Source organism: Roseofilum acuticapitatum BLCC-M154, assembly GCF_030068475.1.
In the GTDB taxonomy this organism is placed as follows: Bacteria; Cyanobacteriota; Cyanobacteriia; order Cyanobacteriales; family Desertifilaceae; genus Roseofilum; species Roseofilum acuticapitatum.
The window spans coordinates 26,093-52,437 of sequence record NZ_JAQOSP010000133.1 but is presented as its reverse complement, the minus strand read 5'-3'; the positions used below and the strand labels follow the sequence as shown (position 1 = coordinate 52,437).

The 26,345-nt window shown below is 46.2% G+C and carries 25 protein-coding genes; 9 read left to right on the top strand and 16 right to left on the bottom strand.

Features of this window, described 5'->3' with window-relative positions:
• Positions 1–82 precede the first annotated feature (82 nt).
• Positions 83–610 (bottom strand): DUF1269 domain-containing protein, encoded by a 528-nt coding sequence (locus PMG71_RS20865; RefSeq protein ID WP_283755661.1) that lies wholly within the window; start codon positions 608–610, stop codon positions 83–85.
• Positions 611–748: 138 nt separating this feature from the next.
• Here PMG71_RS20865 and PMG71_RS20860 point away from each other — a divergent pair, with 138 nt between their 5' ends.
• Both PMG71_RS20860 and PMG71_RS20855 read left to right on the top strand, forming a co-directional pair.
• Positions 749–1,171 (top strand): GPW/gp25 family protein, encoded by a 423-nt coding sequence (locus PMG71_RS20860; protein WP_283755660.1) that lies wholly within the window; start codon positions 749–751, stop codon positions 1,169–1,171.
• A gap of 270 nt (positions 1,172–1,441) precedes the next feature.
• On the top strand, positions 1,442–5,158 hold the full coding sequence (locus PMG71_RS20855; protein WP_283755659.1) for a DNA polymerase III subunit alpha: 3,717 nt from the start codon (positions 1,442–1,444) through the stop codon (positions 5,156–5,158).
• A gap of 100 nt (positions 5,159–5,258) precedes the next feature.
• On the opposite strand, the gene PMG71_RS20850 is transcribed toward PMG71_RS20855, so the two are convergent.
• The 5 genes from PMG71_RS20850 to PMG71_RS20830 all read right to left on the bottom strand — a co-directional run bounded on the left by PMG71_RS20850 (position 5,259) and on the right by PMG71_RS20830 (position 9,227).
• Positions 5,259–5,558: a DUF3593 domain-containing protein gene (locus PMG71_RS20850; protein WP_283755658.1), complete on the bottom strand. Its 300-nt coding sequence runs from the start codon at positions 5,556–5,558 to the stop codon at positions 5,259–5,261.
• A gap of 40 nt (positions 5,559–5,598) precedes the next feature.
• Positions 5,599–5,901, bottom strand: a complete 303-nt coding sequence (locus PMG71_RS20845; RefSeq protein WP_283755657.1) for a DUF2499 domain-containing protein — start codon at positions 5,899–5,901, stop codon at positions 5,599–5,601.
• A gap of 101 nt (positions 5,902–6,002) precedes the next feature.
• Positions 6,003–7,178, bottom strand: a complete 1,176-nt coding sequence (locus PMG71_RS20840; RefSeq protein WP_283755656.1) for a GTPase family protein — start codon at positions 7,176–7,178, stop codon at positions 6,003–6,005.
• A 2-nt stretch (positions 7,179–7,180) separates the two neighbouring features.
• On the bottom strand, positions 7,181–8,257 hold the full coding sequence (locus PMG71_RS20835) for an anthranilate phosphoribosyltransferase family protein (RefSeq protein ID WP_283755655.1): 1,077 nt from the start codon (positions 8,255–8,257) through the stop codon (positions 7,181–7,183).
• A gap of 10 nt (positions 8,258–8,267) precedes the next feature.
• Positions 8,268–9,227, bottom strand: a complete 960-nt coding sequence (locus tag PMG71_RS20830) for a LysR family transcriptional regulator (RefSeq protein WP_283755654.1) — start codon at positions 9,225–9,227, stop codon at positions 8,268–8,270.
• 172 nt (positions 9,228–9,399) lie between these two features.
• On the opposite strand from PMG71_RS20830, the gene PMG71_RS20825 reads away from it, so the two are divergent.
• The gene (locus PMG71_RS20825; protein ID WP_283755653.1) at positions 9,400–10,323 is read left to right on the top strand and encodes a histone deacetylase family protein; all 924 of its coding nucleotides are present in this window, start codon (positions 9,400–9,402) and stop codon (positions 10,321–10,323) included.
• Here the strand turns inward: PMG71_RS20825 and PMG71_RS20820 are convergent.
• Positions 10,320–10,577, bottom strand: a complete 258-nt coding sequence (locus PMG71_RS20820) for a hypothetical protein (RefSeq protein WP_283755652.1) — start codon at positions 10,575–10,577, stop codon at positions 10,320–10,322. The two genes, PMG71_RS20825 and PMG71_RS20820, sit on opposite strands and share 4 nt — an antisense overlap.
• Positions 10,578–10,701: 124 nt before the next feature.
• Between PMG71_RS20820 and PMG71_RS20815 the strand changes: the two genes are divergently transcribed.
• Entirely contained in the window at positions 10,702–11,271 is a 570-nt protein-coding gene (locus tag PMG71_RS20815) for a DUF2854 domain-containing protein (protein ID WP_283755651.1), read from the top strand.
• A gap of 7 nt (positions 11,272–11,278) precedes the next feature.
• Here the strand turns inward: PMG71_RS20815 and PMG71_RS20810 are convergent, their stop codons facing one another.
• Complete coding sequence (locus PMG71_RS20810) at positions 11,279–11,539, bottom strand: CRR7 family NDH-1 assembly protein (RefSeq protein ID WP_283755650.1); 261 nt, start codon at positions 11,537–11,539, stop codon at positions 11,279–11,281.
• Positions 11,540–11,825: 286 nt separating this feature from the next.
• Between PMG71_RS20810 and sir the strand changes: the two genes are divergently transcribed.
• Positions 11,826–13,766, top strand: a complete 1,941-nt coding sequence (gene sir / locus PMG71_RS20805; RefSeq protein WP_283755649.1) for a sulfite reductase, ferredoxin dependent — start codon at positions 11,826–11,828, stop codon at positions 13,764–13,766.
• A gap of 218 nt (positions 13,767–13,984) precedes the next feature.
• Here sir and PMG71_RS20800 read toward each other — a convergent pair whose 3' ends face one another.
• Together PMG71_RS20800 and PMG71_RS20795 are read right to left on the bottom strand one after the other, a co-directional pair.
• Entirely contained in the window at positions 13,985–14,803 is an 819-nt protein-coding gene (locus PMG71_RS20800; protein ID WP_283755648.1) for a hypothetical protein, read from the bottom strand.
• Positions 14,804–14,986: 183 nt separating this feature from the next.
• Positions 14,987–15,898, bottom strand: coding sequence for a serine hydrolase (locus PMG71_RS20795; RefSeq protein ID WP_283755647.1), 912 nt, complete (start codon positions 15,896–15,898; stop codon positions 14,987–14,989).
• 79 nt (positions 15,899–15,977) lie between these two features.
• On the opposite strand from PMG71_RS20795, the gene PMG71_RS20790 reads away from it, so the two are divergent.
• Both PMG71_RS20790 and PMG71_RS20785 read left to right on the top strand, forming a co-directional pair.
• Positions 15,978–16,295, top strand: coding sequence for a hypothetical protein (locus PMG71_RS20790; protein ID WP_283755646.1), 318 nt, complete (start codon positions 15,978–15,980; stop codon positions 16,293–16,295).
• Between the two features lie 5 nt (positions 16,296–16,300).
• Complete coding sequence (locus tag PMG71_RS20785) at positions 16,301–16,720, top strand: type II toxin-antitoxin system VapC family toxin (protein ID WP_283755645.1); 420 nt, start codon at positions 16,301–16,303, stop codon at positions 16,718–16,720.
• A gap of 11 nt (positions 16,721–16,731) precedes the next feature.
• Here PMG71_RS20785 and PMG71_RS20780 read toward each other — a convergent pair whose 3' ends face one another.
• Both PMG71_RS20780 and PMG71_RS20775 read right to left on the bottom strand, forming a co-directional pair.
• A complete protein-coding gene (locus tag PMG71_RS20780; RefSeq protein WP_283755644.1) occupies positions 16,732–17,964 on the bottom strand; it encodes an O-antigen ligase family protein in 1,233 nt (410 codons plus the stop codon).
• Entirely contained in the window at positions 17,961–18,803 is an 843-nt protein-coding gene (locus tag PMG71_RS20775) for a YaaW family protein (protein ID WP_283755643.1), read from the bottom strand. Before PMG71_RS20775 ends, PMG71_RS20780 begins: the two co-directional genes overlap by 4 nt.
• 110 nt (positions 18,804–18,913) lie before the next feature.
• On the opposite strand from PMG71_RS20775, the gene PMG71_RS20770 reads away from it, so the two are divergent.
• Positions 18,914–19,081 (top strand): hypothetical protein, encoded by a 168-nt coding sequence (locus PMG71_RS20770; protein WP_283755642.1) that lies wholly within the window; start codon positions 18,914–18,916, stop codon positions 19,079–19,081.
• A 561-nt stretch (positions 19,082–19,642) separates the two neighbouring features.
• Here PMG71_RS20770 and PMG71_RS20765 read toward each other — a convergent pair.
• On the bottom strand, positions 19,643–21,445 hold the full coding sequence (locus tag PMG71_RS20765; protein WP_283755641.1) for a M3 family oligoendopeptidase: 1,803 nt from the start codon (positions 21,443–21,445) through the stop codon (positions 19,643–19,645).
• Positions 21,446–21,553: 108 nt separating this feature from the next.
• Between PMG71_RS20765 and PMG71_RS20760 the strand changes: the two genes are divergently transcribed.
• Positions 21,554–21,949 carry a pre-16S rRNA-processing nuclease YqgF gene (locus PMG71_RS20760; RefSeq protein ID WP_283755640.1) on the top strand — a complete coding sequence of 132 codons (396 nt, stop codon included), beginning with the start codon at positions 21,554–21,556 and terminating at the stop codon, positions 21,947–21,949.
• 844 nt (positions 21,950–22,793) lie between these two features.
• Here the strand turns inward: PMG71_RS20760 and PMG71_RS20755 are convergent.
• The 3 genes from PMG71_RS20755 to PMG71_RS20745 all read right to left on the bottom strand — a co-directional run bounded on the left by PMG71_RS20755 (position 22,794) and on the right by PMG71_RS20745 (position 26,265).
• Positions 22,794–23,624, bottom strand: a complete 831-nt coding sequence (locus PMG71_RS20755) for a pentapeptide repeat-containing protein (RefSeq protein WP_283755639.1) — start codon at positions 23,622–23,624, stop codon at positions 22,794–22,796.
• Positions 23,625–23,728: 104 nt separating this feature from the next.
• Positions 23,729–25,561, bottom strand: coding sequence for a biosynthetic-type acetolactate synthase large subunit (ilvB, locus tag PMG71_RS20750; RefSeq protein WP_283755638.1), 1,833 nt, complete (start codon positions 25,559–25,561; stop codon positions 23,729–23,731).
• 284 nt (positions 25,562–25,845) lie between these two features.
• On the bottom strand, positions 25,846–26,265 hold the full coding sequence (locus PMG71_RS20745; protein WP_283755637.1) for a DUF2996 domain-containing protein: 420 nt from the start codon (positions 26,263–26,265) through the stop codon (positions 25,846–25,848).
• Between the last annotated feature and the right edge of the window lie 80 nt (positions 26,266–26,345).

Genomic DNA, 26,345 nt, shown 5'->3' with positions numbered 1-26,345 from the left:
CGGGCCATCACCCAACCACCCTATTCATCTTGAATTTATTGGTAATAAGTTGAAAATTAAGTCAACTCTTCAATCCTTCAGACTACTCTTCTTTTTCTAAAGCACTAATAACTTGCTCTTTTTGTTCTTTCGATAAAGCTTTAGCCAGTTTTTCTTCATCTTCTTTAGACAAAGAAGTTCGCAAAACTTTGGCATTAAACTGGGTCAATTGCTCCATCACTTTATCTTCTGTCCATTTCCGAATCAATAGAAACAGAGCTGCATGACCGGGTTCAATGGTTTTACCTACATCCTTGATAAAAGTATCATCTACCCCATAATCGGTTGCTTTACCACTCAAAGCACCGGTAATGGCTCCAACAGCCGCGCCAAACCAGGGAACAAAAAACAACAGTCCAATTAACATTCCCCAAAATGCGCCACCTAATGCACCCGCAGTAACCAGATCAACGGCTTGATCAATTTTGACTTTACCCTTAGCATTACGTTTAACAATAGCAGCATCTCCCAGCTCAATCAGATATTCTTTTTGTAATTGGGCTAGTTTATCCCGCATGGCATAAGCATCTGCCTCATTATCGAAGGCTAAGACAACTAATTCACTACTCATAGAAAGCACCTTGCTCAAGTTTCTGCAATACTTCAAACAACATTTAGGCTTATCTGTCTGACCTAAAAAAGGAGATTTTTCACCTATTTCTACTCTATTATATAAGAGTGATGTCCCCAGCGTACAGTGCCATACCCTATGGTCAATTCATCTCGTTTATCTAAACAGCGTCGTCCCTTCGTCGGTCAGGGAGTCTCCTTCCCCTTACAAGTGACTCGCCAAGGCAGTTTAGCCTTGAGTGCCGAAGATCTCAATATTCGGGAGTCTATGGTGATTATTCTGATGACTGACCTGGGGGAGAGGGTTTATCGCCCTAACTTTGGCTGTCGGTTATCCGAATTAGCCTTTGCACCCATGAACCGAGAAACTTTAACTCTGATGCGAATTTGGGTGCAAGAAGCCCTAGAACAGTGGGAACCGCGAATTATTGTGCGCCAAGTTTTAACCCTTCCTCGTCAAGGAGAAGGGCGAGTGGATCTGATGATTCAATATGAAATTCGGGCCACTCACGATCCCCGCAGTATGGTATTTCCGTTTTATCTCAAGTCCGAAGAAGGGTGATGTTCAATGGATGGTCTGATCTCAACATAGCTGAGACAGCCATACAAATGTAATCTGTCATCGTTTCACCTGCTGTTTGAGTGAACAAGCTTGAAAAAAATCTTGACTTCGTTCTTCTCACATTTGATGAAAAAGTTCATCAATGGTTAACTCTCTTGTTTTTATCCAGCTAATCTTAAATTATACCATTTCTCTTGAAGGTAGTAATAGCGGATTTTGAGGAGAGTGCGATATAATAGCCATCATTGTTGCTTCATGGCCAACTCGATTATGTCTTTCGTAGGATTACATATTCACACCGACTATAGCCTCCTTGATGGTGCGTCTCAAATTGCCCAATTGGTGGGCAAAGCGGAGGAATTAGGAATGCCCGCGATCGCCATTACCGATCATGGGGTGATGTATGGAGCAATTGAGTTAATTAAAGCCTGTCGCAATAGTCCGGTAAACCCCATTATTGGCAATGAAATGTATATCATTAATGGGGATATTGAAACCAAATATAAGAAAATCAAAAAATATCACCAACTGGTTCTCACGAAAAATACCCAAGGCTATAAAAATCTAGTTAAATTAACCACTATATCTAACTTAAACGGAATTCAAGGAAAAGGAATTTTTTCCCGTCCTTGCATCAATAAGGAACTCCTCGAAGAATATCACGAGGGGCTGATTTTAACCAGTGGTTGTTTAGGCAGCGAAATCCCCCAGTTGATCCTCATGGGAGAGATGGAAAAAGCGCGAGAAGTGGCGAAATGGTATCAGAATTTATTCCGGGATGATTATTATTTGGAAATTCAAGACCATGGATCGCAAGAAGACCGAATTGTGAATGTAGAATTGATGAAAATCGGTCAAGAATTGGGGATTAAACTGGTCGCTACGAATGACTCCCACTTTATTTCCTGTTATGATACAGAAGCCCATGACGCGCTATTGTGCATTAATACGGCGAGTTTAATTAGCGATGAGAAGCGGATGCGCTATAGCGGGACGGAGTACCTAAAAACGGCTGAGGAAATGGCATTGTTATTCCGGGATCATCTTCCGGAAGAGGTGATTCAGGAGGCGATCGCCAATACCCTGGAAGTCGCGTCAAAAATCGAACCCTACAAAGGCATTCTCGGAGAGCCTCGCATCCCAGATTATCCCATCCCCAAAGATCATACCCCCGACACCTATGTAGAAAAACAAGCTTGGGATGGACTCCTAGAGCGCTTAGAACTCAAACATCGCGAAGAACTTAAACCCGTTTATAAAGAGCGACTAGAATATGAACTCAAAATGCTCCAACGGATGGGATTTTCCACTTATTTTTTAGTCGTTTGGGATTATATCAAATATGCCAGAGATCATAACATCCCCGTCGGCCCCGGTCGCGGTTCTGCTGCGGGTTCATTAGTTGCCTATGCCTTAAGAATTACCAACATTGACCCCGTTCATCATGGACTTTTATTCGAGCGATTTTTGAATCCTGAACGGAAATCTATGCCGGATATTGATACAGATTTCTGCATTGAACGGCGAGATGATGTGATTGAATATGTAACCGAAAAATACGGTAAAGAACGGGTTGCACAAATTATCACCTTTAACCGCATGACCTCAAAAGCCGTTCTGAAAGATGTGGCACGAGTTTTGGATATTCCCTACTCAGAAGCGGATCAAATGGCGAAAATGATTCCCGTTTCTAGGGGGAAACCCACCAAGCTGAAAATCATGGTTTCCGATCAAACGCCAACACCGGAATTCAAGCAAAAATATGACTCAGATGAGCGGGTTCGTCAGTGGATAGACATGGCAATGAGAATTGAAGGAACCAACAAAACTTTTGGGGTTCATGCTGCTGGAGTGGTCATTTCTAAAGAACCCTTAGATGAAATTGTTCCCTTGCAACGCAATAATGATGGAGCCGTCATCACCCAATATTCCATGGAGAACATTGAAGCCTTGGGATTGCTGAAAATGGACTTTCTGGGATTAAAAAATCTGACCACGATTCAAAAGGCTTTGGAATATGTAGAGCGAAATTATGACCGGAAGCTTGACCCCTATGATATACCGGCTGAAGAACGCAAAGCGCAGCAAACTTATCTGCGAATTAAGAAATTACCCCCAGATGTAAACAAAACTTATAAAGTGCTGGAAAAAGGAGATTTAGAAGGCATTTTTCAGTTGGAATCTTCCGGAATGCGGCAAGTCGTTCGGGAACTAAAACCCTCTTGTATTGAAGATATTTCTTCTATTCTGGCTCTCTATCGACCAGGGCCGCTGGATGCGGGTCTAATTCCCAAGTTTATTAACCGCAAACATGGAACGGAAAAAATTGTTTATGAGCATCAACTGTTAGAGCCAATTTTGAATGAAACCTATGCAGTTTTGGTCTATCAAGAACAGATCATGAAAGTGGCTCAGGATTTAGCGGGCTATTCCCTAGGGGAAGCGGATTTATTGCGCCGTGCCATGGGTAAAAAGAAGATGTCAGAAATGCAAAAACATCGCAATATTTTTATGGATGGGGCAGCGAAAAATGGCATTGATAAAACCATTGCTGAAAGTTTGTTCGATCAGATGGTTAAGTTTGCTGAATATTGCTTCAATAAATCTCACTCTACCGCCTATGCTTATGTGACCTATCAGACGGCTTATCTGAAAGCCAATTATCCGGTGGAATACATGGCAGCGTTGCTGACTTCTAATAGTGGCGATCAGGATAAGGTGGGGAAATATATCGCCAATTGTCGAGAAATGGGTATAAAGATTGAACCACCGGATGTTAATCGATCGGGTGTGGAATTTACGCCGACTAAAAATCAAACTATTTTATTTGGCTTATCGGCAGTGAAAAATTTAGGACAAGGGGCGATTGATTGTATCTTAAAAGCTAGAGAAGAAGGGGAGTTTAAGGCATTAGCTGATTTGTGCGATCGCGTGGATTTACGAACGGTGAATAACCGCGCTTTAGAATCGCTGATTAAATGCGGTGCGTTTGATGGTTTTGATGATAATCGCGCTCAACTTTTAGCCGATTTAGAAAAGATTGTTCCTTGGGCCCATAGTCGAGCCAAAGATCGGGAAAGCGGCCCCAATTTATTTGATATGTTGGGCAATACTCCTTTTAGTAGTCAAAACACCAATGGTCGCGCCCATGAAGTTGCCCCAAAAGCCGCTCCTGTGCCAGAAATCACGTTAGCGGATAAGCTGCAAATGGAGAAGGAGTTACTCGGATTTTATGTCTCTGAACATCCCCTAAATTCTGTGGCTAAACTGGCTGAAACCTTAGATCCAAAACCGATTACTTTAGCTCAACTAGAAGCAGCGAGTAGTCGCAAGCCGGTTAAAGTAGTGGTGATGATTACGGAGATTAAGGAAATTACCACTAAGTCAGGGAAGTTAATGGTGATTCTGAATTTGGAAGATTTGACGACGAAGGGAGAAGCGAAGGTTTGGGGAGATGATTATGAACGGGTAAAAAGGAATTTGGTGACTGATGTGCCGGTGATTTTGACGGGAAAAGTTGGCCGATGGAATGAGCAAACTCAGCTTACGGTGAGCGAGGCGGAAAAGGTGGATTTAGAAGTGATGCAAGAGTCGGCAGGAGGTGAATTGGAATTATCGGTTGAGCCGGAAATTCACCAAACTTCTGCGCCTAAAGTTGGCAGTCAAGCTTCTGAGGAGGTTGCTTCACCTGCTGTAGCTGAAGTTCCCCAATCTTGGGTGGTGATTAGTCTGCCATCAGAAGATGCCTCTGAACCGGTGATGCGAAATCGGCTGAAGTTGTTGTTAGAGGAGTATTCTGGACAAACGAATACGCAAACTTATCCGGTTCTGATTGTGATTAAAGGCGATCGCTTTGGGTTTTTGCAAGGGGTGAAGCTGCCTCAACAATGGCAAGTTCAAGATCCGGATGCTCTGGTGGCACGACTGCGCCAAGAACAGGTTGCGGCTGAATTTAAGTCGTTAGAGTTGGAAAACTTGCGCGTGTAAGATCAATTAAAAATTAAAAATTAAAAATTAAAAATTACAGTCGATGGGTTTTGGATTTGTAGGGTGGGCAATGCCCACCTTACCCGCCCCTACAATTGGCTTAACTGTCAGAGACTTTTGCTCGTTGAGATCTAACGGCTTGATAAAATCCCACCACGATTAAAATATTAGAAATACTTAAGAAAACTTCCGCGCCGCCATGGAGCCAGTCTACATTGGCTAGGGCTTCATGGTAGACAACTTGGGCATAAATTCCGGCGGGAATGGTTACGCCGACAAAGACTAAGGTCATATAAAAGCCGATGAGGGCTAACCGGGGCATTTGTCCAGAGCGGGTGATAAACCATAGAAATCCCAAATAGGGAAATAAGGATATTGCAAATAGGGCATCTTTAGACATGGTTATGTTATGGAGGAAGAAAGGGGAGTCGGGTTGAGGTTTAAGCTTGAGATTGGGTTTGTCGCCAGAGGAGCCAACCGGCAGCACAAAGGGTACAATTGCCGAGGACGGTCATGGCCGCTTGTAGGGTGACGATCCATTCGAGGTTGGGATCGTTGTCGAAGAAGTGCCAGGTGCAGGCAGACATGGCGCTGATGAGGGCGGGGAGCATGGCGAGGGCAAACCATGACCAACGGCGATCGCCGGTTAATTCTCCATAACGCCAAATCAGCCAAATGGCCATGAGCCATTCAATTACACTGGAGACATGAATCACCCAAGTGGGAATTGACAGTACATTCATAAATTGGTTGAATCCAAAACGCCAGACCTTATTTTACCTTATCAATTAAAAATTAAAAATTAAAAATTAAAAATTAATTGTTCATTGTTCATTGTTCATTATTAATTATTCTTAAACCGTTCCTTTGCGCCTTGAAAGGCTTCGCGCATGACCGATTGAATTTTATGGGGATCGGGTTTTTTGCCGCCCATTAAATCACCAAAATAAACACAAGCGCTCTCCCCTAGGGCGAAGGTATAAGCGGCTGCCCAAGATGCAGCGATCGCACTGCCCAAACCCGGAATAAATTTGATCAACTCTCGGCCAATGGCTTGGGCTAAGAATCCACCGGCGATCGCACTCACCACCCCACCAGCCTGAGACACACTCAAGGTTTGACCATACAGTTTACCCAACACTCCCACCATCGACACTTGCAAAGCCGTCAATACGGGCATAGTAGCAAAGGGTAAAGGAACAGCCGCCACCGTTGCCGCCATCACCGCGAAAGCGGCAATATAGCGCCGTCCCACATCTCGATATAAATTGCCTAACTGCTTGCCTACTCCTCCATCCAAAAGTTGATAAATGGCGCGAGACTCTGCTTCTGGGAGCAAATCCCCCAGGGTATCCCGCAGTTGATCGAGTCCATAAAATACGGGGGTATACCCATCTTCTTCTAGGGTAAAATCAATGAGAATCACCCGATCCGGTTCTAGGGCGCGATCGCCCTTAAACCCCTCCTCAATAGCAGAGGCTGCCCGTTGTAGAGCCTCGAACTCTGGAGGATAAGGGGGGTGATTCTCCACATCCGGAGGATACAGTTCATGCAAACAAGTAATCGCCAATAAACAGGGCACTTGGGGATACTTTTGCCGCAGTTTTTGCACCACTTGACGCAAGCTATCGGTGGCAAAATCATTAATCTTAACCGTCAAAATTAAGACTCTAGCGCCAACGGTTTCGCCTGCCAATTCCTGAGCTAATTCCTCAATAATGCGATCGGTATCCTGCTCTACATCTCCCAACCCCACCGTATCCGTAAAAATCAGTAGGGGTAAATCCTCCGAGGGATAAGCATAGCGTTCTGTATGTTGGGTATGGGGACGGAACCCTTGACCGACAATTTCCGCCGATACTCCCGTTAGTCCCCGCACAATTGAGCTTTTTCCCGTCTGCGGTTTGCCAATGAGCAACGCTTCTGTTGTCGGTAATTCCGATCGCACCCGATCGAGAATTTCGGCAATTTGCTCCTCACTCACCTTAAACCACTCACTCACCCTAAACCACTTATGCATTGTTAATGATTAATTTTTCTGTGCAGATCATCCAGGGTTCTAGCTATTGTGTCCCCAGAAAGGAGATCTTTAGCCATTGATAAACCTGCTTCCAAGCTATCACAACAGCCACAGCGCCAGAGATAAAATCCGCCATTCCAGATTGCCGAGCGCAAAAGAGGGGTGGGTTGATGGTCTAAAATTGCTTTTAAGGAGGCGATCGCCCCTGCTTCTGAGTCTAAGGTTACATCTGATGGCGTGAAGTCATACTCTCGACAATTAATACAAAGCCGTTCCAGAGCTATTTCCGGCTCTCCAGTTTCAGAAATCTCTGCCGAGCGATCCCTACTCAGTCCAAGAATAGCGGTGCGCGAAAGGGGTAAATCGCAACTACCTTCGAGTCCTTTGATGGTAGTCAGTTCCTCAACACCCCGGAGCGCTAAGGTGCGCTTAAATAAACTTTCGGTGGGAGGATGCACATACCCAGCCATTAGATGAACTTGTCCAGCATAGGGACACCACATCAATTCAACCGTTGCCAAAGGAGGCCGCTTACCGATTTGTTCCCGGTAAATAATTAAACTATTGGCTTCGGGGAAATGCTGAGGCAAATAAATAAACCCTAAACCCGTTTGATTAAAAATATCCTGAGTTCGATCCAGGGAAAGGGATTGCCAATGGACTCCTAATCCTTGCCACAGCTTAATCAGGGGAATTCCATATTTAGTCGGCATCCGGGGGCCTCCATGGAGAATGACCGGTATACCCACCGTCACCAGCATCAAAGCTGTGATTATATTGACAGGAATGAAGCGCGATCGCCCATCATAAGGAATTCCCAAAATTACAACTTTTTCCCCTTCCTGACGGGGTTGCAATTTTGGCCCTAACTCCTCATAAGTATCCAAAATTCCCGCTAACTCTTCCGGTGTCGGTCGTCTCATGCGGTGAGCAATCATAAACGCCCCAATTTGCGCCGGAGTAGCTTCTTGGAGCAACATCTGTCGTGCGGCTTGGGCTGATTCTGTGCGGGTCAGCAGCTTTCCCGTATGGGGGCCACTGCCTACTTTTTTTAACAGCTCTCGGAATGAATCACTCATAATTTCTTCCCTATTTCCTATTCCCTATTCCCGTGGCGATCGCCGCTTGTCGAGTAAACTGGGGCGGAATATATTCTAGGGCTAAGGCGCGGAAGCTTTCAATAGGTGGAATAGAAAGTCGGTCTCTAGTGGTTACTAACACCACTTGACGACTTAACGTTTTTCCCCCATCCTGAAGACTCGGTTGTAGAGGACGAAAAATTACCCTAGGGTCTTCACAGGCTAATTTTACGGCCGATTCCGGTAAAACCGCTAGAAATTCTCCTTGACGAATCACTCCTCGAAAAGCATCTAAAGTATTGAGTTCTAAAACCGCTCGATATTGAAGATTATGTTTACTAAACTGCTCATGAACCAATCTTTGCATCCCATATCCATCCTTAAAGACCACCTGCGGATAGTGAGAAATGGCCTCCCAAGATAACAGTTTTTCCCCAGCTAAAGCATGATCGGCCGCCATTAATACGGCAATAGTTTCTTCAAACAAGGGATCGACCACTAATTCAGCACTATGGGTTAAAAAGCGGTTGTGCATAATTAGTGCTAAGTCTACTAGACCATCTTTAAGCACTTTGAGAGCGCGATCGCTCCCTAAAGCCGTCACTCGCAATTGCACCTCTGGATAAGACCAACAAAATCGCTGTAAAACTAAAGGTAATCCATAGGAACACAAGGAAGGAATCGCCGCTACACACAGTTCCTGCTGTTTTCCAGCCAACAGTTCCGAGACTTCCTGTTGCGCCGTTTGCCATTCTTGGCAGATCCGTCGAGCATGGGGAAGTAGCACCTCTCCCCCAACCGTCAATTTGGCGATCGAGGAACGATGAAATAAGGGAATTCCCAAATCTGCCTCTAGTCCTTGAATTTGTCGGCTAACTGTGGATTGGGTTACCCCGCACTCATGCGCTGCTTGTTGAAAATTTCCTGTTTTAGCAACAGATAAAAAGGCTTGTAATTGCTCTAAACGCATAGGCTACCCAGCCTATCCCCAGTGTTAAGTTATTTCAAGACCTTAGCGAACCTGGAACCAGGATTTAGTATTTAAGACTACAAATAAACCATGAGCCGTCACAATCTCAAGGTATACTCAACAATACAAGATAAAGTGCTTTAGTTTAATTTTTTCATTTTGTCTTCTTACCTTGACTACATCTGTTCCCATCGTTTATCACCCCGATTATGTAGCACCTCTGCCCCCAGGTCATCGGTTTCCCATGGCCAAATTTAAGCTGCTCTATGAGTTACTTCTGAGCGATCGCATCATCACCCCCTCCCAAGTCCATAGCCCCGAACTACCCCCCGTAGAATGGCTGCAACTCGTCCATACCCCCGACTACATCCAAGCCTACTGCCAAGGAACCCTAGACCCCAAGGCCCAGCGACGCATCGGTTTACCCTGGAGTCCGGCCCTAGCCCAGCGCACCTGTCGAGCCGTTGGTGGCTTCATTCTCACCAGTCAACTCGCCCTTAAACATGGCCTCGCCTGTAATACTGCCGGAGGAACCCATCACGCTTTCCCCGATCGCGGAACCGGCTTCTGTATCTTCAACGATTTGGCGATCGCCGCCCGCGTCCTCCAACACTTAAACCTAGCCCAAAAAATCCTCATCGTAGACCTAGACGTACACCAAGGCGACGGAACCGCCTGGATATTTCGAGACGACCCCAGCGTATTCACCTTCTCCATGCACTGCGACATCAACTTTCCCAGCCACAAACCCCCCAGCGACCTCGACATCCCCCTACCCCTCGGCATGGAAGACGAACCCTACCTACAAACCCTTGCCACCTATCTCCCCGACCTCCTCAGCCAACTCAAACCCGACCTCATTCTCTACGATGCCGGTGTTGACCCCCATATCCATGATGCCCTCGGCAAACTCGCCCTCACCGACACCGGACTCTTTCGCCGAGACATGCAAGTCCTCAGCACCTGTTTAGCCGCCGGATACCCCGTCGCTTGCGTCATTGGCGGCGGATACGCCAAAGATATGTCCGCCTTAGTCTATCGTCACTCCCTCCTACACCGCGCCGCCAGAGATGTCTATTATCACTATCGGCTCTAGCGCAAAAATGGATGAGTATTCCCATCAGCCTGTTTATTTCTAGCCGCCTCACTCATAAACCGCTTCAGAGCCTTTTCCCGATTTTTCATAAACGCCGTCCAAAACCCCGGCTGAAACTCATCCATCGTTTTCGCCAACGCCCACACATCCACCGCTAAAATATTATAGAGCGTTTCATCTTCACGCTTGAGGGAGTTGATTTGATCGAGTAACTGACGAGTTTTGGACGAACTAAAGTCCTTATTGGTGACCATTAGAAAATCTCCCTAAAACGTTGCGACACTATCTCAATAATAATAGTTGTGGATCGTCTCTGGTGTTTGGTCGTAGCTCTCCAGAAACGATAAAGTAGTCATTGATTCCTTAAATAAGACGATTATGTTACGCAAAATTTCCTTGGGCACTGTGGGTTTATATGTGGGTGGTCTCTTAACCATCGGAGGCTTTGTTGCCTATTTTACGAATCATCCTACCCTCAACTTAGCCGGATTTTTTTATGGTATTCCCCTCTTACTCGGAGGACTAGCCCTAAAAGCCTCAGAATTAAAACCCATCCCGGTTACTCAAGAACCTTCTGCTGAGGTTTTAGCCCTACGTGACCAACAGGGAACTGATACTCAATTGCAAGTCTGGAAAGATGTGACCCGCTATCGCTATGGCCAAGAAGCCCATTTAGACGAGTCTCTCAAAAGTTTAGGCTTAAGTCCCACTGACGAAGAACGACCCCTCTTAATTGGCCTTCGAGAAGTCGCTGTTGATGGCTGTTATGCTTTGGTTTTAGAGTTTGAGTCGCCTTTTGTCTCCTTAGAGGGTTGGCAAGAGAAACGAGAGAAAATTGAACGCTTTTTTGGCCCTGGTTTGCGGGTCGAAGTTGCCCCCCAAGACGGCGAAGAAGATTGTTTTGATGTATTCTTAATTGCCGTCTGTGAACCCGCTCCCGTCAGTTAAACCCTCCCTAGGATTTTTCTAAGCGCACCACATACCACTGTAAGAAGGTTCCCGGGCCAAGATCGAGTTCGCAAGAGGTTTCCATCAAATACTTGGCCTGGTCTTCTAAAGTAGTAAACTTTTGTAAATCTCTGGGGAGTTCCTCTTGGCTCTCACTCAAACGGGCCTTAAGCTTATCAAGTAATTCAGCTTCCGTCAGAAATTGCTCTGGTTGATTCGGTTCTAAAACTACAAACCCATCGGACTGATACATTAGAGAATCAGGCATTTTAGTCCCTCGATTTAAGTGATTAATTGAAAGGACAGCACTTGAAGCTGCTCTTTTTCCTCCATCCCCATTATAAAGGTGAGTTTAAGAAAATCTAATCTTCTCTGAATTTGAGGCCCCACTTCCGATAAAATGAAAAGAAACCCCAATTATCATCTCACTGGATGTTTAGTCATTATCACCCAAGTTAAGTAAATTTGGAGTGAATGACACCGTTCGGTTTGTTTTCTAATCCCTGTGGGGTTAGATCCTTCGGTATTGTAGCAAAAAATCACTCATTTGTTCTATGGTTTCATCGTTGAATTCTCCCGCTACCACATCTAAGCCGTCTAAGGTAGAAGTTCTCAAAGAAAATAGCGATTTTCTCCGAGAACCGGTTGCTTCTGAATTATTGGAAGATACGACCCATTTTTCTGGCGATGCGATTCAAATTCTCAAGTTTCATGGCTCCTATCAACAAGATAATCGAGATAATCGCAAAAAAGGAGAAGAAAAAGATTATCAAATGATGCTCAGGACTCGGAGTCCGGGGGGCTTTATTCCGCCAGAACTCTATTTGGCGCTGGATAATTTATCGGAAACCTATGGAAATCATACCCTAAGAACGACGACTCGCCAAGGGTTTCAGATTCATGGAATTCTGAAGAAAAATCTAAAAACGGTGATTTCTACGATCGTTAAAAATATGGGGTCTACCCTAGGCGCTTGTGGAGATTTAAATCGGAATGTCATGGCTCCGGCTGCTCCTTATAAAACCAAGCCAGAATATCAATATGCTTGGGAATATGCGAATCGGATTGCCGATTTGCTCACCCCACAAACGGGAGCCTATTACGAGATTTGGCTGGATGGGGAAAAGGTGATTAGTGCGGAAGAAGCACCAGAAGTGAAGGCGGCCCGTAATCAAAATATCAATGGCACGAATTTCACAGATAAAGAAGAGCCGATTTATGGTACGCATTATATGCCCCGTAAATTCAAGATTTGTTTGACTGTGCCGGGGGATAATTCGGTTGATATTTTGACTCAAGATATTAGCTTGGTGGTGATGACGAATGATTCGGGAGAGTTGGAAGGGTTTAATGTTTATGCTGGAGGTGGCTTAGGTCGCACCCATAATAAGGAGGAAACTTTTGCAAGGGCGGCCGATCGCATTGGCTATGTGGAGAAGGAAGATGTGTACGATCTGGTCAAGGCCATTGTGGCGACTCAGCGAGATTATGGCGATCGCCACAACCGCCGTCATGCCAGAATGAAATATCTGCTCCATGATTGGGGTGTGGAGAAATTCCGCGCTCAGGTCGAACACTATTTCGGTAAACCCATCTCCCCCTTCAAACCCCTACCGGAATTTCAATATCAAGATTATCTAGGTTGGCACGATCAAGGCGATGGTAAAAAATTCTTTGGCTTATCCATTGAAAATGGTCGCGTCAAAGATGAGGGTAAATTCCAGCTCAAGAGCGCTCTGCGGGAAATCATCACCCAGTTTCAGTTACCCATACGCCTCACCCCCAATCATAATCTGATTATCTATGAAATCGATCCCAAAGATCGAGGGGCCATTACCGACATCTTCAAAAAACACGGAGTCGAAACTAATGCCGAACGGCTCGATCCCCTAGTCCGCTATTCCATGGCCTGTCCAGCACTCCCCTTATGTGGCCTAGCTGTAACCGAATCAGAACGGGCCCTACCCGGCATTCTCGCTCGCATCCGCACCTTACTCAAGAGAGTTGGACTACCCAAAGAACACTTTGTCGTCCGCATGACCGGATGTCCCAACGGTTGCGCTCGGCCCTATATTGCCGAATTAGGATTCGTCGGTCAAACCCCTGGAGCATACCAGGTCTGGCTGGGAGCAGACCCCAATCAAAACCGGCTCTCCGAACCCTTCCTAGATAAAGTCAAGGATGAGGATATCGAGTCCACCCTAGAGCCATTATTCGTCTATTTCAAGCAAGATCGCCTCAATAACGGCAAAGTTGAGAGTTTTGGAGATTTTTGTCATCGAGTCGGTTTTGACGCGCTCAGAGCCTTTTCTGAGAGTTATATTCCTGGCTCAGGCTTAGTTGCTGCGGGCAAAGAATCGGGTAAAGCCCGATACCGGATTGGAGTACGCGATACGGTGTATCAGCAGTTTAAAGACTTAGCCGCTCAGGAAGGTAAGTCCATGACCCAATTAGCCACGGAGGTCTTAGAAGCCTACATTGCTAACAAAGGTTAAACACCATCATTAGAAATCTAGGGAGCGCGACGCTCATTTAGAAATCTAGGGAGCGCAACGCTCATTTAGATTTCTAGGGAGCGCAACGCTCATTAAAAATTTAGGTAGGGAGCGAGACGCTCCCACTCCAGCAGTGCGGGCATCTTGCCCGCTTCTGTTGATCCCATTAACCGGACTTGCATCTTGCCCGCTTCTTTTTCCATTAACCGGACTTGAGATTAGCGATCGAACAAACCCGGAAAATTATACCCAACTCCCAAAGTTAAGCCCCAATCCAACGCCCGCACATCCCAAAAGCCTGTGTTTAACGTGGCATTAAAGGTGAAATTTTTACTAAACGGAATATCAATCCCTGTGGTGATTAACGGCCCATGCGTGCCATTTTTCAGGTCTAAGCCAAATCCACCACCAAGAAACAGAGTTACTGGCGGGCCGTAGGGTTCGCGGCTGAAGGGAATATCATAGGTAAAGGGGATGGTAATGCTCGTACCATCGCCAATAATGACCGAGGGACGGAAGGAGAAGTTTTCGGTAAAGGCAACGCGGCTTAAAATTGTACCTCCAACATTACCCATAGAAGATTCACCATGCAAGCCAATGGTTGCGCCTAAACCGATATAGCTAAAGCCGTTGTAGTATTGGCTCCTTTCATAACGTCGCCGTTCCACTGAGTAGCTATTCTGACCTTCTGGAGCTTGGGCGAATGCTCCAGAAACGGGCGTTTCTCCGAGTTCTTGGGCGTTGGCGCTCCCTTGTCCGGGTATTTCGTAGTCAGAGGTGGCTTTTATTTGCTGGGGAGCTGTTACAGGAGCGCTGGGGAGGGTTTGGGTGCGTACTGTGTCGAGGGTAGCTTCAAAGGCTTCTGGACTGATGGCAGTGGGGGTTACGGGAATCTCTGGAGCCAGATAGGGGGCTTCTAGGGGGGCATACCCTGAAGTTTGGGCGGATGCGGATTGGGGGGCGATCGCTACAATGGCCGCCAAGTTTAGGAATAAATATAAATTAATACGCCTTAAAACCGTGATGATCAATGTCATATCAAATCCTTAAATGTTGACTACGATTGAATGGGGGTGAAAAAGGTCAGGGCGGCCCTGTATATCCTGTATTAGCGTCGCTAGAGGTCATTATCCCCAACGCCTACCCATTTTTAATTTTTAATTTTTAATTTTTAATTGATCTCACTCCTCGATGAACGGGATAGTCGCTCCAGGGATATCTTAAGCTAGATTGCCCATGGCGGCTACTACTTGCTGGGAAATAAAGGGAAGGAGATGGGGATTTTCACTTTGTTCGGTAAAAATGACCAGTAAATAGGGCTGGCGATCGCCCATTTCAATATAGGCGCTTTCATGGCGCAAGGTTCCCATCAATCCTGATTTTGACCACAGGGCAGCCGTTGGGGGTAACCCTTGACCGAGAAAACCGAGAATTGAGTCTTGGTTGGGGTCAATTTCCCGACGCATCAGGGCCATCATTTCTTGAGAGGCTTTAGAGGAGACGGCTACGCCACCAATGATACTGTGCAATAGGCGAGCGGTGGCGTTGGTGGTGAGACGATTTTGGTTTTCCATTTGCGGGCCTAAAAAGAGGCGATCGCGGCCATAAGCACCATGATGCCAGTTTTTTTGGTTGACATTAATGGCTTCTAATTCTGGCCATCCCAAGGCTTGAAAATAGCGGTTAACAATATTGCGCTGGGACTTCCAGGTTTCAAAGGGGCCTCCGGAAAACTCCGGGCCGCTGGTGGTTCCGGTTAAGACATCGAGAACTAAACTGGTAGCATCGGGGTTGCGATCGCGGATCATATCCCGAATTGCCCGTTCTAATTCTGGACTAGAAACCGCCATCCCGGTTTCTAACCACTCATAGATAGCAACTAAATAGAACAGGGTGACGATATGCGCGGAGGCGATCGCCTGTTTTCCCCGATATTCAAACCCCCTCACCGGATGTTTCCAAAACTCTTGTGCCGATAGCGCTCCCCCGGTATTCACCCAAATGGGAGGATCGTACACCACCCAAGTCAGAGCGACTTGATCTTGGCTCAATTGCGGAAAGGCTGTCCAAGTATTATCCAGGATCTGATATCCCAGATGGGCTAAGTCTTTATCTTTATGAAAAAAAGTCATGTTAATTTACGGATTACCCATTACCCATTACCAGCACCTAGCGCTATATTACATCTAATGATGAGCAGGAGATACGCGAATGATGTATGACGTAATTCTCAGTCGAGAAGATGATAAGTATATTGCTCGTGCCAAAGAATGGCCTGAAGTCATGGTTGTCGAAAATAGCCGTGATGCCGCGATCGATCGGCTTAAATCCCAACTGCTGGACTATCTAACGAATAAAGTTGAAGTCATTCAAGTTGATCTTCCACTAGCAACCCAGACCGGCAATCCTTGTATAGACAAATTTGGTTGGTTTAAAGACGATCCTACCTTTGACGATCTACAAGCTGAAATTCAAGCCTATAGAGACGAGATCGATCGAGAAACTGGATTGGATCGAGCCATCTCATAACTTCAATGACATTATACATTTTGGACAGCGATCACTTAAGTCTCTATCAACGAGGTCATCAAGCTTTAGGATATCAACTCCTGGTGATTCGACCTGAGCAAATTGCTATCACGGTGATTAGTGTTGAAGAATTAATTCGAGGTCGTTTGGCACAAATTCGTAAAGCCAATCAGCCTCAAGAACGCATTTATTCTTATTACTGGTTCAATAAAACTATTGATTTTTTACAAAATTTTAGAGTCTTGGATTATGATGCTCAAGCAGAAGATTGTTTTCAATCGCTACTGGCTCAGAAAATTCGGGTTGGTACACAAGATTTGAAAATTGCAGCGATCGCCTTAAGCCAAAGAGCAAGACTAATCACGCGGAATCGAAAAGATTTTGAGCGTATCCCTGGTTTAGCCCTTGAGGATTGGTCAGTCTAGTTAAGTAAGTGTTAATCCCTATAAACTAATCCTAAAATTGACCCTAAAAGCCACCAACCGAGGAAATTGATCCGAGAGTCAAAGAGGGGAATATCTAAGAGGTGAAAGAGAGTGATTCCGGCAAAGGCAAGTAAATAAGTAAACAAGATTGCGCCTTCAGTTTGACGGGGTAAACGGGAGAGGAGAAGGGCGGCTTTGGCTAAGATCCAACCGACTAAACAGAAGAGCCAAATGGTTAAGGGAATACCGATTTCGGCTAACAGCATTAAGGGTAAATTGTGGGGATGGCCAATCCAATAGTTCATCTGGGTTTCGTAGAGGGGGGAAAAACTCCGCAGTCCCCAACCGAGAAAGGGCCGTTGATGGGTGAGATTTAGGGCAAATTGCCATTGGGTCGATCGCAGTTGGGCAATGGGGCGGTCGGGAAACATTTCATCGCTGAGTCTAGCCCAAATGTAGGGAGGGACGACGATCCGCGCCCATTGTCGGGAGGGATCGATGCCAAAGGCTGACCAGAGAATGAGTCCACAGAGGGCTATAACTGCGGCTACGAGTTTGCCCCATCCCCAATAGAGGGCGTAGGCTAAAATGGCTAAGGTGGCGATCGCCCAGGCATTGCGAGAATGGGTTAAAAATAGGGTGATGCCATCTAAAACTGTAGTCACTCCTAACCCGATCCAAAACCAGCGTTTTTTGGGGCGTTTTTCGAGTAATAATCCTAATGCAAGTATCCAAACCACTACCAAATAAGCAGCTAAGTCATTGGCATAGCTAAAGACGGAAGAGATACGGCCGGGGGGCATCCCTCCTGCGGTTAAGGGCCAGTCAATGACGATACCTAGCCATCGGATCGGCCCTGACCATGCCCAAAACTGTTGTCCTAAGCCGATGATGGCGACGGGGAGGGAAGAGAAGACCACCCAGGAAGCCATGCGGCGTAGATGACCGGGGGTGTTGATGATTTCTCCGAGAAAGACCAATATGAGGATAAAGGGCAGAAAATGGGCTAAACCGAGGGCTGCTTCTCCGGGAAATTCTGCCATTAAACAGGTGAAGATGAGGCCGAGCGCGAAAAAGATCAGCCCTTGGGTGAAGGGACGACGGAGGGCTTGGTCTCCTCGGTTTCGTGCCACATCGAAGAGGAAAACCAGCCCCCATAATGCGCCGATGAAGGGGCTAAAGACAAAGGTGGCTAACCAACCTTGGAGACAGAACCAGGGTCTTTGAGCCGATGCTGGGGTCATGCCATTTCCCAAGCGGTGGAACGGGTGAGCCGAATTTGGGCGAGGGCAAAGATTGTGGGGATGATGCGGGTGTAGTTGGTGGCGATCGCCCGCCAACCGAGATCGGCGAAAAACCAGGCCCACAGGGCGGGGCCGAGGACGGCAAATAGGGTTCTGGCTGCCCCATAGCGAGCGGCATTGCCAGCCATGCCCAGGGTGGCTTTTTGCAGGACAATTTGGGATTGGAGCTTGGTGGCGGCGATCGCCCCACCGCGAACTAGGGCTTGTTTGGCGGCTTGATAGGCGGCAAAGTGGAGGGCAAATTGTTGGGCGAGTTTCTGCACGACCACGGGGCGGATGACGGAATTAACGGCAAAGGCGCATCCCCCTTTTAAAAATACGGCGATCGGGTCTTTCTGAGCCGATAAAGGCAGGGGTTCGGCAAAATTTGATTGTACAAGCGCTTTACGGATACGCTCTTTTAAGCCCCGTTTTTGCTCGGCTGGTAGCTTTTTCCAGGAGCGACGAATCAGGTGTAAAAAGACTTCCGCTTCGAGTTCTGTGGTGGAGAGGGCTTCGCAATAGGCAAGTTTCAGGTATTGACAGACTTGAATGAGGACTTGACGATAGGTAATATTCTGAGTTTGTCCGCGTAAAACCGTGAAGCCATCAGCCGCCAAGAATTGGAAGCGCTCTTCTATGGCATCAATCCACTGTTGGCGATTTTGACTTTGAACGGCGATCGGATCGGGGGTATAAACATAATCTAGGGGGTTTAGTTTGCGCTGAAATAGGAGATGGGTTAACTGTTGTAACTCTTCTTCTGTGGCTAGTTCTAGGGCTGCTCTTAGTTCATCCACATTCTTTACCTCAACTGAATTGGGGGGTTGGTCAACCACGATTATCTATAGAATGTACAGTAAAGACCATTTGAAAACCGTTAATACTATTGGAGATTTTAAAAGTTCGGTTGAAGTCCGCTCTCTATTCTACCCTGCGATCGCCATCCCTAGCTGGCCCCACCTTCAGACACAGGTCGGATAAAGAGGTTGATTATCGCTACTTGCAGCACCTGTTGCAGCAGCAACAGTGGAAGGAAGCGGATGATGAACTACGAAGACCTCGATTTTTCTCTTAGTATAAACGGTCACCTACCGTGTGTGTTTGGTTGTGGGTTGGTAGTATGGGTGGGTGGTGGATGTTGCCGGGGGTCTCTTCTCTCGCGTCGAGACTTGTAGATTGTAACCTGTAATCAATGAACAATTAACAATGAACAATTAACAATTTATCCCTCCATTCTTAACCCAGAAATCGGGTTTCTTGTTTATTTTCTCGTTCGTCTACTCAACTTTGGCAGAAACCCGGTTTCTTTGCCCCCAAGATTGATCATTATTCATCCATTTCGTAGGGGCGGGTTTAACCAAAAATTAGGACACAAAACGATCAATTTTCTGAACCCGCCCCACCCATCGGTAATCCCACCCGCTCCCACTCCCGCGAACGTTTGAGGGCAGGTTCACCAAGGTTATCGGTGGGAAGCGAGAGATATGGATAAACCTGCCCCTACATTTAACTCATATCAAGTCCGATTAAACAGTTGTCATTGCGACCTCCGGGAAGCAATCTCCACATCTCCCGATATTGCTGAGATTGCTTTCGTTCCACTCGCAATGACATACTATATCCAACGGACTTGATATCAAAAACTAGCTTTTAACGTTTCTTCCAACTGATCGATTAAGCCTTGAACATACTCCAGAGCATGATAAATGGTCGCTGAATCCGTCAAATCAATCCCCACATACTGCTTAAGAGCCTCAACCTGATCTACACTTCCCCCTGTGGATAATAAGTCTAAATATCCGGGCACAAACTCCTTACCTACTTGTCGATACTGTTGATAACAGGCCAAGCTGACAATATGGGAAGCGGTATATTGATAGCAATAGAAAGGCTTAAAGAAAATATGACCAACTCTCGCCCAATCATATTGGTGTTCAGGCAATAAAGTAACGGAATCTCCACAAAGCTGTTCATATAACTCCATCCACTTTTGATTCACAAAATGGTGGTCAAAACTGCCTTCTGTGGCTCGCTCATGGATCAGCAATTCTAGCCGACTAATGGTACTCTGACGAAACAGTAAGCTTAATTGATCTTCGAGTTGTCCGGTTAAAATAGAGAGCTTCAAAGCGGGATCGGAAGAGTCAAGCAGAAAATCTAATAACAACAATTCATTAAATGTGGAAGCCACTTCAGCCATCACCATAGGCGGATTGCTGTTAAAATAACTTTGGTGGTCATCAATCCAGGCAAAATGTAAACCATGACCCATTTCATGGGCTAGGGTAAATAGGGAGTTATAGTCCTCAGTATAAGAGAGCAATAAATAACTATGTTTGCCATGACTATAAGCACAAAACGCACCCCCCCGTTTTCCCGGTCTGACTTTGGCATCAACCCAGTTTTTCAGGAAAAATTCTTCAGCACGACGAGCATAGTTAATATCAAATTTCTCTAGGGCATTTAAGAGGATTTCAACTCCTGATTTATAGGGTAAAGATGGGCTAGGGTCTTGTGTCCAAGGAGCATAAATATCACAACTACGAATGGTTTCCCCTAGGGTTTTCGCCTTGAGATGGTAATAGCGTTGAAATAGATCGTAGCGGTCAGCCATGCCCGTCATAATGGCTTGAAAGACGGGTTCAGAAACGTGATCTTCTAAGAGTTGTTTTCTGAGGGTAGAGTCATAACCTCGCATTTTGTTTTCGAGCTTATGATCTTGGGCAATACTGTTGAGAATATAGCCATAGAGCAAGTTATGTTCCTGCATGACTTCCCGTAAGGAGAGATAGGATTGATAACGGATTTCTGGGGAAGGATGCAAACGCAGGGCAGAAAGATCGGCTTCGGTTTCGGCTGTTTTTCCTTCTGGGGTGGTTACTGGAGTATAGTTTTGTTCGCCCAGATGTAAAGAACGGAGTTGAATAAAGGCGCTACGACCGGTTAAGTTATCTTGATTTCGGGTTTGTTCAACGGCTTCAGAAAGAGCGTAGGGGCGAAATTTGGCAATTTGTTGCAGGTAATGGTGATAGGATGCTAATTCGGGAGATTGTTGCAGTTGATTGAGTTGTGATTCGGGTAATTGTTTGAGTTCTAAATCAAAAAATAGGACATCATTTTCTAGGGTGGTAACGGCTTCCATTACCCGGTCGAGGAGTTGTTTGGCGGCGCTGTTGCGGGTATCGGCGGAAAAGACTAAGCTGGGATAGGCCCAAAGGTATCCACAAGCCTGAAAGAGGGTTTCGAGTTGTTGTAAGCAGTTGAGGATTTGCTCTGGGGAGAGTTGGGCAATTTGGCCGCGATAGGTTTGGCGAAAGGTGGTTGCTTGTTGTTGGAGGCGATCGAGATCTTGTTGGATTTTGGGGTCGTCTAAGCCATGATAGAGGTCGGAAAGATCCCATTCTTGGGGGGATTCTAGTGAGTTGGTGAGTGTTGTCATAGTCAGTGAGTTTTGTTGATGCTATTTTGCTTTAGATTGTCTCATAGTCTTCGTCTCTTCCCTAGCGTACAATGAGAGGATATGAAGAAGCAGGAAGTCGAATAATTGATGATTCTAGGCTTTGATCCGGGTAAGGATAAGTGTGGTATTGCCGTGATGTCCGAAGATCGCCAGGTATGGGAGCATGAGGTGGTTGCGTCGGATCGGGCGATCGCCACTTTAAAGCTATGGTGCCAACAGTATGGAGTTTCGGTATTGGTGATGGGAAATCAAACCACCTCGAAAGCATGGGAAGCCAAGCTGAAACCGGAGTTTGCCGATACTGTCCCAATCATTAAGGTGGATGAGAGATATTCTACTTTAGAAGCTCGCGATCGCTATTGGCTCATGTATCCTCCTCAAGGATTCACTCGTCTGATTCCTCAAGGAATGCGCCAACCCCCCCGTCCCATTGATGATATCGTGGCGATTATCCTGATTGAACGGTATTTCGCTTCATTCTAAATGACGATAACTCCACACTTTCCCAGAAAAATGACCGACTGAAGTCGGTCATCACCCAGTTATCTAACCGCAAAATGGTGCTATCTTGAAATAAAAAAGATTCTGAATATCACTCTACCTAACCTAATTGACATTACAGGTTTCAAATCTATTACTCCGCAAAATGGGGATCACTTTTCCCCATTCCCAGTCACTATCGACCGATTCTTCTCTGATTAGTCTTTCTGCCCACTTAGGAGCCTCTGATTTAAATTCTCCGTCCCAGGCTTCATTAGTAGAAGAAGAGGATTTCCGGTTTTTAAGGATCTTGTTCATAATGGGGTGCTTCCGTAACTCAAGTAGATGCTTGCTTTTTCTGGTTTAGTTGCTCGATTGAGCGATCGCTGATGTTGATACTCTAAAAAAGCATGAGCTTTAAGATTTCACCTATTAGCATAGTCGTTTTATTTTTTATCTGACAAGGTTAAAGCTCCAATCTTGACCGAATCTTTGCAATTTCATGAATTTTACGCAAAGTTTTTAGAATCCACTAAAATCCACAGGAGTTTTAAAAAATATTTAAAGATTTGGAGGGCAAATTTTCTGAATTACTCAAAAATGATGAAGTTCTTATATCCGTATTTTTCAGGAAGTATACTTGGGGAATTGACGGGCCGTTTTCTCGGCTCTAGGCTGGCTGAACAGACGGTTATGACTGTGCTAGAGGTTGTTCTGGAAGTTTTTGTCCCTTAGAAATAGCCACAACCTAGGGCAGACTCAATCCTTGAACTCAGTAATATCACTGAGTTTTTACTACCTGTGGATTATGCTGAGAAGAGGAAGATGCTAGAGCCTTGATTCTGCCTTACAAGAGGAATTGCAGCAACATCGGAGCGAGTTGATTCACAATACCCATAAACCCACCTCCCCGTCGTCTCGTTTTTTTGCTTTCTTCGATCGCCTTTTCCGTCACTTCAATAAACTCTTGAGAGATTTGGGAGCCTTCTTCATTGCCTTGAGTTTCAAAAATAGTACGGGCTACTGTCCAATCGGCGATCGCCCCACTGCCATCTCCGAGTTGCAAGCGACTCACCCCCCGTCCCAAATAAGCGGGAGCAAAATTGGGATCGATCTGTAAGGCTAAACTATGCTTTTGCAACGCTCCTTGATGATTTCCCGCACGAGCATCCACAAACGCTAACCGATAATAATCCTCCGGACTCAGCACCCCACCCGGAAAGTCAATCACCCCATTGAGAATAGCCGTATTAATAATCGCTCCTTCAATTTGAGCATTAGCCATATTCGAGCCACTCAAATTTGCCCCAGCCAAATTCGCCCCCGTCAGGTCAGCATAAGATAAATCTGCCCCAATTAAATTGGCTCCCGCTAAATTGGCTCCCGCTAAATTCGCCCGTCGCAAATCTGCCTTATACAACAGCGCTCCCGTCAGATCTGCGCCGCTCAAATTCGCCCCACTTAAATCAGCATTATCCAAATTAGCAAAACTTAAATCCGCTTGCGTTAAGTCGGCATTTTCTAACTGAGCCATACTTAACCCTGACTCGCTCAGGTTACACATCGGACATTGTTTAGAAGAGAGCAGTTGTCTCAGATGTTCTAAATCTTCTGCGGCTACAGGAGCCGCTAAACTGAAACCAAGAAGGACGAAAGCGGTGCAGATTGCTTTTTTCATAACCCAAATGCCATAGCCATCTGTTCTATCTTAAGGGCAGATGGGGAGATGGGGTAGGCAATGGGGAAGAGGGTAATATTCCCATCTTTCCCATTCCCGATTTTTTAGAGTTTCGCGCCACATTCAGGGCAGAACTTGTTACTGGTGACGTTCTTCGCTCCACAACTAGCACAATAGAGTAACTCTAAGGGCTGTTCTTTATTCAGAGTAGGCAAGCCAATCATTTGGGCATTGCTCTTACCTGGAGCCACCATGGGATAACAGTTTTCGTTGCGGGTGACATGAGCATCGAGGATGACGGGGCCATTATAGGCAAGCATTTCGGCGATCGCCCCTTCAAGCTGATCTCGGCTATCGATTTTCATGCCTTTAATGCCATAAGCATCAGCGAGTTTGACAAAATCAGGCATTCCCATTTCCATATTCGAGGCAGAATAGCGCTCACCATAGAACGTTTCCTGCCACTGGCGTACCATCCCTTGCCAACCATTATTAATAATCACCACTTTGACATTAATGCCATATTGGGCGATCGTTCCCAGTTCCTGAATATTCATCTGGATACTGGCATCTCCAGCAATACAGATCACCTGCTCATCCGGTAAAGCCACCTTAACCCCCATAGCCGCAGGCATCCCAAAGCCCATAGTTCCTAAGCCACCACTAGAAACCCATTGCCGAGGGCCATTTTCCAGGAACTGCGCTCCCCACATCTGGTGTTGACCCACATCCGTGGTATAAAACGCATCCGGAGCTTGTTGACCCACCGCATAAATCACCTCTTGGGGAGAGAGTTGCCCTTCCGGACGGGGAATAACCAAAGGATAGTCCGTACGCCAGCGATTAATCCGCTCTAACCACAAAGTCGTTTTAGCCGGTTGACCCGATAAACCCATTTGATGGCAGCGAGCCAAAAGATCCAGCAACACTTGACGCACATCACCAACAATAGGCACATCTGGAGTGCGGTTTTTACCTACTTCCGCCGGGTCAATATCGATATGGATCACCTGGGCACGGGAAGCAAACTCATCCAGTTTCCCGGTTACCCGGTCATCAAAGCGGGCCCCGACAGCCAACAATAAGTCACATTCACTCACCGCAAAGTTAGCATAGGCTGTACCATGCATTCCCAACATGCCTACAGATAAGGGGTGTTTTTCATCAAAGGCCCCCTTAGCCATAAACGTCGTGGTTACTGGAATTTGGAACAATTCCGCCAGTTTTTTCAGTTCAGCATGGGCCCCAGAGGCGATCGCCCCACCGCCCACATAGAGTAAGGGCCGTTCTGCATTTTGGATTAAGGCGATCGCCTGATTAATTTGCCGAGGATTACCCTTAATAGTAGGCCGATACCCCGGTAACTTAATCGTTCCCGGCTCTACTGGCACATAATCACACTCTTCTGTTCCCACATCCTTGGGCACATCAATCAAAACAGGCCCCGGCCGTCCGGTACTAGCAATATGGAACGCTTCCGCCACAATCCGAGCCATATCTTGGGCCCGACGCACCACATAGGAATGTTTAACCACAGGCAAGGTGATGCCATAAATATCCGTTTCTTGGAACGCATCTGTACCAATGGCTGCCCTAGTCACCTGTCCAGTAATGACGACCATGGGAATCGAGTCCATTTGAGCCGTAGCGATACCCGTCACTAAGTTCGTTGCACCAGGGCCAGACGTGCCAAAACACACGCCCACTTTACCAGTGGCACGGGAGTAAGCATCCGCCGCATGGGAAGCCCCCTGTTCATGTCTAACCAAGAAATGTTTCATTTCTCCATTGGCTTCGCAGCGATACAATTCATCATAAATCGGTAGAATTGCTCCTCCTGGATAACCAAAAATGTGCTTGACTCCGTGCCGTTTTAAGCTATCCATAAGGGCATATGCGCCCGTTCTTCGAGTGGCTATTAGTGTTGTGGCCTGCATAGGTCGGTCTCCTTCAGCTTGCTTGCCTTGTTTAGTAGTCTTTGAATTGTATCGCTTCTATTTTCCAATAATCCACACAATTTAATGCATATTTTAGAGTCTTGTTAATTCTTAAAATTAGGATTTGGGGATCGTGCGGTTTTTGGGGATTTGTCGCGATCCTCAGTCTATCAGCATTTCATGACTAGATGGGGATCGCCTGCCACCTTGATGGGTATCGATGGGGATTCACCCAGAATAAATGCTTAGAGGGGAAGATTCCCCTCCTTGGCTCTAAAGATGGATTAATTGAGCGTCAACCACTTTTGTCCATTCAAACGAGTGACAACCCCAAAGACCAATAGACCCAGATTAATTTTACGCTCATCAATCAAGAACGGTTCGAGGGTACTGGGTTTAGCACCATTCAGGGAGTAGGAAAAGGCCCGTTGTCCAGTGATGTCTTCTTTAAAAAAGTAAACATTAAATTGGTGCTGGCCCTTTTTCCAAGTTCCGATCACTTGCCAACAGGGGGGTTCTTTTTCCATACCCTGTACAGCTATTTTGGCTTGGGTAAAGTTGAGCTTTAGGTCACTAATGCCCTGTTTTTCGAGTCCCGCTTGTAGGGCAGGGAGATAATCCTGTTGAATAAAGTCCGCGAAGGGTTTGTCTTCTGGGGCTGGTGGCTTTTCTTTTTTGGGTGCTGTGCTTTGTTCTTCTGCCATAGTCTGCGTCTTAAGAAAATGTGCTGTCTTTCCTATGATAGGGGGGAATGGGGGAATGGGGGAGTGTCCGATTACCGCGC